The organism is Dolichospermum sp. FACHB-1250 (assembly GCF_014696335.1).
Taxonomy (GTDB): domain Bacteria; phylum Cyanobacteriota; class Cyanobacteriia; order Cyanobacteriales; family Nostocaceae; genus Dolichospermum; species Dolichospermum planctonicum.
Window position 1 is genome coordinate 22,648 of record NZ_JACJPZ010000048.1, and the last position, 9,791, is coordinate 32,438.

The 9,791-nt window shown below is 35.0% G+C and carries 8 protein-coding genes; 2 read left to right on the forward strand and 6 right to left on the reverse strand.

The window, feature by feature from the left end; translation table 11 throughout:
* Positions 1-141: 141 nt before the first annotated feature.
* The 4 genes from H6F39_RS16000 to H6F39_RS16015 form a co-directional block, all read right to left on the reverse strand.
* Complete coding sequence (locus H6F39_RS16000) at positions 142-741, reverse strand: superoxide dismutase (protein ID WP_137908869.1); 600 nt, start codon at positions 739-741, stop codon at positions 142-144.
* Between the two features lie 258 nt (positions 742-999).
* The gene (locus H6F39_RS16005; RefSeq protein WP_242028658.1) at positions 1,000-1,422 is read right to left on the reverse strand and encodes a type I restriction endonuclease subunit R; all 423 of its coding nucleotides are present in this window, start codon (positions 1,420-1,422) and stop codon (positions 1,000-1,002) included.
* 494 nt (positions 1,423-1,916) lie between these two features.
* A complete protein-coding gene (gene bchB / locus H6F39_RS16010) occupies positions 1,917-3,443 on the reverse strand; it encodes a ferredoxin:protochlorophyllide reductase (ATP-dependent) subunit B (protein ID WP_137908870.1) in 1,527 nt (508 codons plus the stop codon).
* Positions 3,444-3,733: 290 nt separating this feature from the next.
* On the reverse strand, positions 3,734-6,217 hold the full coding sequence (locus H6F39_RS16015) for a BsuBI/PstI family type II restriction endonuclease (RefSeq protein ID WP_190397017.1): 2,484 nt from the start codon (positions 6,215-6,217) through the stop codon (positions 3,734-3,736).
* Positions 6,218-6,314: 97 nt separating this feature from the next.
* On the opposite strand from H6F39_RS16015, the gene H6F39_RS16020 reads away from it, so the two are divergent.
* Together H6F39_RS16020 and H6F39_RS16025 are read left to right on the forward strand one after the other, a co-directional pair.
* Positions 6,315-7,013 carry a Uma2 family endonuclease gene (locus tag H6F39_RS16020; protein ID WP_137908872.1) on the forward strand — a complete coding sequence of 233 codons (699 nt, stop codon included), beginning with the start codon at positions 6,315-6,317 and terminating at the stop codon, positions 7,011-7,013.
* Between the two features lie 61 nt (positions 7,014-7,074).
* The gene (locus H6F39_RS16025) at positions 7,075-7,656 is read left to right on the forward strand and encodes a Uma2 family endonuclease (RefSeq protein ID WP_137908873.1); all 582 of its coding nucleotides are present in this window, start codon (positions 7,075-7,077) and stop codon (positions 7,654-7,656) included.
* Positions 7,657-7,724: 68 nt separating this feature from the next.
* Here H6F39_RS16025 and H6F39_RS16030 read toward each other — a convergent pair whose 3' ends face one another.
* Together H6F39_RS16030 and dcm are read right to left on the reverse strand one after the other, a co-directional pair.
* A complete protein-coding gene (locus tag H6F39_RS16030) occupies positions 7,725-8,795 on the reverse strand; it encodes a HaeII family restriction endonuclease (protein WP_137908874.1) in 1,071 nt (356 codons plus the stop codon).
* Positions 8,773-9,708, reverse strand: coding sequence for a DNA (cytosine-5-)-methyltransferase (gene dcm, locus H6F39_RS16035; RefSeq protein WP_190397019.1), 936 nt, complete (start codon positions 9,706-9,708; stop codon positions 8,773-8,775). Before dcm ends, H6F39_RS16030 begins: the two co-directional genes overlap by 23 nt.
* Between the last annotated feature and the right edge of the window lie 83 nt (positions 9,709-9,791).

The window sequence follows — 9,791 nt, forward strand, 5'->3', positions numbered from 1 at the left end:
CAGCTATTCTCAATAAGACCTATCTAATGATAATGATACTTTTACAACTGCAAGTCAATGAGGTACCTGTCTGAGCCACAAAGCTTTGCACAAACAAGGGTTTTACTGCTAACTGCTGAAAGCTGCTGTATCAATTAAAATCTAAGCAGCAAAATTTGCAGCGACAAAATCCCAGTTCACCAAATTATCTAGGAAATTCTTGATGAATGCAGGACGAGCATTTTTGAAATCAATGTAATATGCGTGTTCCCAAACGTCAATGGTCAAAAGCGCTTTTTTACCATGAGCGAGGGGGTTTTCGGCGTTTGGTGTTTTCATGATTTTTAGTGTACCATGATCATCAATTAACCAAGCCCAACCACTACCAAATTGAGTAGCAGCAGCGGTAGAAAATTCTTCTTTGAATTTGTCAAAGCTACCAAAATCCTGTGCAATTTTAGCAGCTAATGCGCCTGTAGGAGCGCCACCACCTGCGGGTTTTAAGCAATTCCAGAAAAAAGAGTGATTCCAAACTTGAGCCGCGTTGTTGAAGATTCCAGCCTTAGCAGAGTCACCAAAAGCGATTTGAATTACTTCTTCCAAAGACTTGTGAGCTAATTCTGTACCATCAACTAGCTTGTTCAAATTATCTACATAAGCTTTATGATGTTTACCATAATGATACTCAAAGGTTTCAGCTTTCATGCCGTAAGACTCTAAAGCATCAGAAGCAAAAGGTAAGGGGGGTTGTGTAAATGTCATGTTGTGAAATCCTCTCTTTACTGTTGTCTTGTTAAAAGCTATGAAAGAAGCTTCGGAAATTACAGGTTTTGTATGGTCTTGTTTTATATCCTCAAGGTCGGCACATAAAACTTAACATTGTTATTCTACTACTAAAGTGAAAATTTCCACGAATTAGCGAGGATTTACTTTTATCTACTCAATTATTGTACCAAAGTGTTATAGAAACTGCTGTAAATGAGCCTCAAACCCTTGTAGGCTGGTAAAAATCGCTCCTTTTTAGTTGCTATTGCCGGTTTCATCTACATTTCGGTTCAATGTCTCATAAATACTAGATAGTAATTTTTCTAACACCATTGCTCTAAATTCTTCATTATTCATCACCTCCATAAATATTTTTTCATTCCCGTCCATGCGTTCAATAAAGAGGTTTTCTAGATGCTTTTCTAGCACAGGAGCAAAGTTTTCTTTAGTGTTGACTTGAGCAGCTTTTTTGATAGAATCATTAGCGATCACTGTTTCGGTAATTTTTTCAAAAAACAGTTGATCTGCTAAGGTAAAATCTGTACCAAATCTTTCATTTAAGGAGTTAATTAGTTGGGATAGATGATCTAAAACAACCCCCTTATTACCAGCTTTTACAGGGCTGTTAGGAACATCTTGTTTTAGTTCCACCCATTGGAATAAGGTGGCTGTTGTCATCTTTTAATTCTCCTTTGATCTATCAGGTTTTAAAGTTATAAATCTTCATACTTCTGTTCCTTCATCCTGTTGCCAGATAGTGATAACCTAAGTAAGCGGCCATTTGGACCACGGCATTGACTTTTAACAGTAAACTGAGATCCATAACCAGTTGGGGTAACATCTGAAATTTCAGAACCTTTCACAGCTTTTATTATATCGTTTTTGAGAACTTCCCAGTTATCCAAGTTATATCCGGCTCAAGCCAAATATCCTGATTTATCACTTTTAGGCTGATACACCAGTAAGTATTTGGTGATCTTAGCATCCTGAATTACTAAATTCGATGGCATTGTCATCACACTTATGTATAATAAATTTATCTTTACTACAAAGATAGTAAACTAAGTATGAATATTCTGGGCAACTTAAATGAAGCTCAAATTAGCATTAAATAAGCAAAAAGGGCATCCATTTAGGATACCCCTTAATCTTATTAATCAACCACGGAAACCCTATGCTCCTACAGACTCCTTCGCAGCATACAAAACCTCAGCGGAGATATCCTTAAACCCACGTTCACGGGCAAACTTTTCCGTATTTCGCTTCACTTTCCCGCGCACAAAACCAGGAATCTTATTCAATTCTGCTTGTCCATCTTTTGTCCAATTCAAACCAGATTCTGCGGAAATTCCTTTGGTAATTACTTCCTTTGTATCGTGTCCACCAAATATCTCTAAAAGGTGATCTTCCATTCCCAAAGTGAAGGAATTGTAGATTAAATCTGTGATTTGATTTGTACCTTCATAACCCATAAATGGTTTGTAACCAATGGGGAAATTCTGCACGTGAATTGGTGCTGCAATCACACCGCAAGGAATATCCAAACGTTTACCAACGTGACGTTCCATCTGTGTACCAAAGATAGCAGCAGGTTCAACACGAGCGATCGCATCCCCAATTTCACCATGATCATCTGTAATTAATACTTCATCGCAATATTCGCTCACCTGTTCTCTAAACCAGTCAGCATCATATTTGCAATAAGTACCCGCCCAAACCACATGAATCCCCATTTCCCGCGAGAGAATCTTTGTTAAAGCCGCTGCATGAGTATTATCACCGAAAACCACCGCTTTCTTCCCAGTCAAGTTCTGACAGTCAATAGAACGGGAAAACCAAGCCGCTTGGGATACATGAAGAGTTTGTTCATTGATGAAGTCTTCATAATTCACCTCAGCACCTTGGGCGTTAATTACCTGCTGAATTTTACGTATACATCTAGCAGTTTCTACAACACCCATGGGCGTAATATCTACGTAAGGTGTCCCGAATTGTTCTTCTAGATATTTAGCCGTTGTTAACCCCAGTTCCCGATAAGGAACTAAGTTAAACCAAGCTTGGGGCATATTTTTCAACTCGTGAACCGAAGCACCTTCAGGAATGACAATATTGACCTCAATTCCCAAATCAGCCATTAACCGTTTAAGTTCGGTACAGTCGTGGTTATTGTGGAAACCAAGGGTAGAAACGCCGATAATATTAACCGAGGGTTTAGCGGTTTTCTGTGTTGATAATTCCCCCCGCTTCCGGGCTTTGTCAATGTAATATTGGACAATTTGTTGTAAAGTCCGGTCTGCGGCTTGTAGTTCATTGTAGCGGTAATGGTTTACGTCCGCCAGCATTACGTCCCCTTTTGCTTCCAACTGCGCCCGTTCCACAAAGTTGTGTAAGTCCTCTTGCAAAATACTGGAAGTGCAGGTAGGAGTTAAGATAATTAAATCGGGGTGTTCTTCCGCATCTTTGCGGGTGATATTGTCTACTACCTTTTCTTGAGAACCACGGGCTAAAACGTTTCTATCAACGACGCTGGTTGTCACTGGAGTGAAATCTCTCTCCCGCGATAGCATGGAACGCATGACGTTAAAGTAGTCATCACCCAGGGGTGCGTGCATTATTGCATGAACATTTTTAAAAGAACTAGCAATCCGCAAAGTACCAATGTGGGCTGGTCCTGCATACATCCAGTAAGCTAATTTCATCCGGTCTTCTCCCTTTGCAACTTAAATAACTATAAGTGCTTGATTATTAAATCGCTTCTGATTTTCTCAAATCTATTGGCTATGAACAAATAAGGTTTGTTACGGGGTTATTTGCTGTGAGAGATGCTAAAACCTAGTTACTGACTGGGTTATGGTCCCTAACTTAAACAATATTTATGTTGTTTAAGTAAATAAATCTTAATAATTTTTAGGGATATTTGTACTAAAACTAACAAAAATCATTTATATACTTACTTTCAATCATTGATAGAATTAGTACCGCCAAAATATCAAGAAAGATTTTCCCGGTTTTCGTATGGTCCAAGAAATCTCTCTCCGTTAAAATGAATTAAATGATCTGGTTGGTCTGCTACCCAAACTTCTGTTTCCCAAGAAATCTCAGCTAGATACCGAGTCATTTCCTTGCGAGTAGGAAAAGCAGTCATAAAAACTAATCCCTTGCTACTAAATTTAAACAGTTGTTTTAGTTCATTGTGTCGTTTTAAGTTAACAGGACCATGACTGGTTACAGCTTCTATTAAGATTAGCCAGTCTTGTTTTTGATAATAAACGACAACATCTGGCATTTTACCATGAGGATCTAACTCTACTCCCATTTCTCTAAGATTTTGACTTTCATTAATAATAAATTTATCCCCAGCATCACCTAGATAAAGAACCAAACCTCCTGGTGTAAATCTGGGACAAAAATTTTCTAAAATGTCTTTGATTAAATTATTTTGTCCACCTGCTGATAGATAAATTGCTTGTCCATTGGGTAAACTAACGGGAATTGTGGGGATATTTCGAGTTCTATCCTGTAATAAATTCTTGACAGAAATAGCATAATTACGACGAGATTCTTCCCACTGGTCAGAGTTGTATGATTGTATCAACAAAAGTGCTTCTTGTTGAAGTTGATAACACCATTTAGGGCTATTAATTGGTCGGTTTGGTTGATCTGGATTTTCCACAACTAAACCCATTTGTACAAACTGGTGCATTGTTTGTCTTCTCACAGTTTCTCGTGTATTTGGTGCGTATTGTTTTCCATAATAATCACGAAACCAATCCATCATTTCAGTAATTCTGCGTTTGGGAGTTGTTGCTTGATTCCAAAAAGTTTCCGGTCGAATATCTGCTAATGCAAGTAAGCACAGTGCGGATCTTTCATTCTGCTGTTCTTTTGGTGCAGAAATTTCTTTCAGAATAGTTAGTGCTTCTTGAATACGTTTACTAGCTTGAATTGCGTTTATTGCTTCACTCATAATTGACAGAGTTTTGTGAACAAGTGTATCAAGTTTTTCCTGGTCAAATACAAATTCATCAATTTGGCTTCCCAGTTGCATCAAATCCTCTTGAGAGGGATATCTAATTTTACGCAAATCTGTTGCATTGACTTGTGTATTACCACTAAACAGCCGAAAATAGTTATCAAATAAAGTTGAATTGAGAAATGCTGTTAAACCTCTTGCTAGGTCAGGATTCATTCCCTTTCCCTTAGCATGATAATAGTTAAGATGATTTTCTATACCCAGCGCGGGTGAATTTATAGGAGAACAGACAGCAGCAACAATACGACGTTTTTCTTCCTTAGCAGAAAATCGCTTGATTAAAACATACCATCCTGGTTTAATTAACCATTTTTGTGTTTGTTGATTATTTTCAATAGCAATTGATTTTTTCGGTTTTGTGGGAGGAAATAAAATTTTTCCTGGTTTTATAGATTCTGGGTAAATTAAGGGAACGTTTTGATCATCTAAGGAATTTCTTAAAGATGATTTAAGACGAAAATCTACAACTTGACCAGTTGAAATTTCTAAACCAAGTTCATCTAATGTAGATGAAAATTTATCTATTTGCACTTTTACAGCATCTTCCAGAGAGTTGGTAAGAATATGAATAAACATCTCAGGATCATTTGTTTCAATAACTTGGTTATATGGAACAAGTCTGATTTCTGAACAATTATCTAATTCTTGTTCTGAATTAATACTTATTTCTATACATTTAGGTTTAACTTCTGTTTTAGCAGCATGAAAAATAATATTTTCTTGTAAAACATTATCTTGTGCAAAAGCTAAGGAGCGACTTGCAAATATATGAATATTTTCAAATGCCATTTTTTCTAGAAAAGCTTTGCGAAAAGGCCGGAAATAACTACCATTGCAAAAGCTTCTGGGAGTAATTGCAACTATTTCACCATTTTGAGAAAGCTGTAATATGGATAGCCAAACAAATGCACTATATAAATTTACCGTTTCAATTCCCAGCTTTGATAGTATTTTTTTCTCAGTTGATTTACTACTTATTTTCTTATAAGGTGGATTTATAATTGCATGGGTAAAATTGTGGTAATTTTTAGTGAAAAGCGGTAAACTTATTTCACCAATACTCTCGATAAAGCTTTCATTTCGCAAAGAATAATCTGCTCTTATTCCCTTGTTTTTTAAAGCATTACAACATTCTCTAAGACATTCCTCTAAACAAGGTAAAAAGGTTTCTTCTACTTCATAGGTTGTAATTAAACAACTCTCAATTTGATCAGCATTTATTAATAATCGCTCTACAAAAGCAGCAGTTAAAGACCCAACACCCGCACCAGGATCTAGTAAACTAATATGACCAGATAAATTGTTAAATTGTCCTGCCATAAATCTCGCAATCGGTGCAGGAGTTAGAAACTGACCTAATTCACTTCTTTGTTTTAAGTTCAATCTTGAAGAAAAATGAAATCTATTTATATCTAGAGAATCTGTGAGGAAAGTTGTCATATTATCAATTTATAGAAAGTAAAATGTCCAGAAATTATGAAAAATTTGAATAATTTGTTATAATTCGTTCAGGGCTTCATTACTCATTAAGAAAATTATGGTAAAAATACCCTTCCCAGCTTCGATAATTCCTCCTTTGACAAACGGGGACAAACTCACCCGTTATGAATTTGAACGGCGATACAATGCCGTATCTAAACCGAAAAAAGCTGAATTAATCGAAGGAATAGTTTATATTATGTCTGCTGCTCTGCGTTTTAGAAGTCATGGACAACCTCATGGTCGCATCTTAACATGGCTTGGTAATTATGAAGCCATAACCCCTGGTGTGGCTTTAGGAGTTGAACCCACAGTGCGGCTAGATTTAGATAACGAACCCCAACCTGATGCAGTTTTGATTATTATACCAGAAGCAGGAGGTCAAACTCGCATCAGTGAGGATGATTATATTGAGGGTCCACCAGAATTAGTTGTAGAAATTGCTGCTAGTAGTGTGGCTATTGACCTCCATGGCAAAAAACAGGCTTATCGTCGCAATGGTGTGAGAGAATATATTGTTTGGCAAGTTTTGGACGAAAAATTAAGTTGGTTTTCCTTACAAGAAGGTGAATATTTAGAATTAGCACCTAATGAAGAGGGAGTTTTACAAAGTCGGGTATTTCCAGGTTTATGGTTAGCGGTAAATGAATTATTAACAGGTAATATGCAAGTTGTATTGAATGTTTTACAAACTGGTTTACAGTCTGTTGAACACGCAGATTTTATAGAGAAATTAGGTGATTTGAAAAGCGATTAGAAATAACGGTTATACATGGGAATTTAAGATACAATAAATTCAATCTCTTTGGGTTTAAATTATGATAACTACAATCATTGAACGCGAAGCAGAACCAATTTTAATTAGCGACTTAACCTGGAGAGAATTTAAAGCTGTTGAACAGCTAATTGACCGCCCAGGGGTAAAGTTATCCTTTTTAGATGGAGTTTTGGAGATTCGTAAAAACCCAGGTAAAAAATATCAAATTATCAAAGAACGTATTGGTGCTTTACTAGAAATTTATTTAGAATTTTTGGAGTTAGATTTTACTCCTACTGGTTCTGTTACTTTAGAAAATGAATTTGAAAAAGTTAAAAAAGAAGGCGATAAATCTTATGAATTTGGACCAAATAGCAAACGTGCTGATTTAGTAATTGAGGTGGTTGTTAGTAGTGGAGGAATTAATAAACTGGAAGCATATAAACGGTTACAAATTCCTGAAGTTTGGTTTTGGATGAATGATGAATTATTGTTTTATAGTTTAGGAAATGAGGGATATGAGGCTGTTAGTAAATCGCAACTTTTACCGAGTTTAGATGTAGATTTATTGATGCGTTGTGTTAATATAGAAAATCATGCTCAAGCACTGCGGGAATTTCGAGGAGGGATAAAAATTACATAACCTTTAAATATTCACATTTAGCTTGATCTGTATCAAAAAGATTTGTATTCTTGTATTTGAGCGATAACTTATCCTATAATGCGCCAATTTTCATTTAATGTATCTAAAGGTGGATAGTTTCTTTCTGCTAAAAATTCAGTTAAAGCAATAGAGTGAGGAAATTCTTTTCTAAAACTATCAGATAAACAATTAATTAATGGCTGAGATAATATTTGAGCATATTTACCTCTCAAACAAAGATCATACCAATTTATTAGTTCAGATTGACAAACAATACCTCTTACTCTTTGTCCCCATGAAATTTGTGTTGTAATCATTTTAATAACAGCTACATCAGCATCACGACAAACAATAACAATATGATCACTTTCTATCTGATCAACAATATTTTGTGCTAATTCAGGATTTAAAGTTAAATGCTTAATTTGAATTGCTGGTCCAAAATTCGCCCACATATCTAAACCTCTATCTGCGGCATTAGTTACTCCTACTCGATAGATATGAGCTTTAAATCCCCATGAGTTTTTCCCTTTTTCAATCCCTAATAATACTTTAGCTAAATCAGAAAATTCATTTAATATATCTTGTTTTGCAGGAGGGATAGAAATATTAATTTCTGCATCAAGAGCTACAACAATAGTTTCAAACAAACTATAGGCTACAATTTCATAGGCTTTATCAATACTTCTTCTAATTCCAGGTTGAGTAACAAATAATTCTAATAAATATTTTAAACTAAATTTATCTGTTGCTGTTTTATTTATATATTCAATCACGCTACTTATAGTGGATTGTCTTTCACCAAAACTTAGATATATGTAATGCTCTACTCCTCCTTCAGTACGTTTATTTTCTTGATCAAGAACTGAAAGTATTTCAGGAGGCATTGCTGTTTTAGTCCATATATCATCTTGATATTTAGATGAAGATGTAGATACTTTATTTAATAATCTGTCCGTAACCAAATCACGCCATTGGCGTGACTGAGTTCTATATGTTTCCTTGTCCAAGATATCAATATCTTTCTCTAAAGGTGAACGTCTCAAAACTTCTGCAATTTGAATAGGTTTATACATATCAACCCTAGCTTTTTTGATCAGCATATCAAGTTGTTTTTTAGCTTCTTGAATTGTGTACATAATTTTTTGAGATAGATGAATTATTTTCAAAAAGATTTAATTGATGAAATAGTGGATTTTTAGATACACTAGATTTGATACTTTTTGTTACCATCAGATTAATCATAACATCAATAACACTAGCCACACAGGGAATAGCAATAGCATTACCAGTCAATTTCCTCATAGTTTGATAACTTCCCACCACTTGATAATATTCAGGAAAACCCTGTAATCTCAACATTTCCCTTTCAGTTAACCTTCTTTCTCCATTAACTAATAGATAATTATAGGATGCTCCTGCTCTTAATGCACAAGAATAAGGATATACACTAATATTACCAGATTTATTTTCATGCCATATTGTTGGTTGATCATCTTGTTGATTAGGTTTAACTTTTTGTAACCGATTTTGTCTAATCTTTTCCGAAGCATAATAAAAGTCAGAAACGGAATTTTCTAATATTGTTGATAATGGTTGCATGGGAATTTTTATCAATGGCCATTTAAAATTCTCATAATGATGTTGATTTTTAAAACCTATAATTAAAATTCTTTCTCGTTTTTGTGGTAGTCCAAAATTTAAGGCATTAACAATTTTATAATCTGTGTAATATCCTAAATCTTGTAAATTATCAATAATAATTTTTAACGTTTTTCCCTGTTGATGTCCTTGTAACTGTTTGACATTTTCTAATATAAAAGCTGTGGGTTTTTTAGCTTGAATAATTCTAGCAATATCAAAAAATAATGTACCTCTGGTATCTGCAAAACCTTTAAGTTCTCCACAAATACTAAAAGGTTGACAGGGAAAACCAGCCAATAATATATCATGTTCTGGAATATCATTTTCATTAATTTTAGTAATGTCTCCCGCTGGAGTTTCTCCAAAATTTGCTGTATATACAGCAGTTTCCGAAGTTATGAGGTACAGTTAGTAATAATAAAGATAATACTGTCATGAAAGCATATTCAGTGGATCTCCGAGAAAAAATAGTTGCAGCCCATATTGAGGAA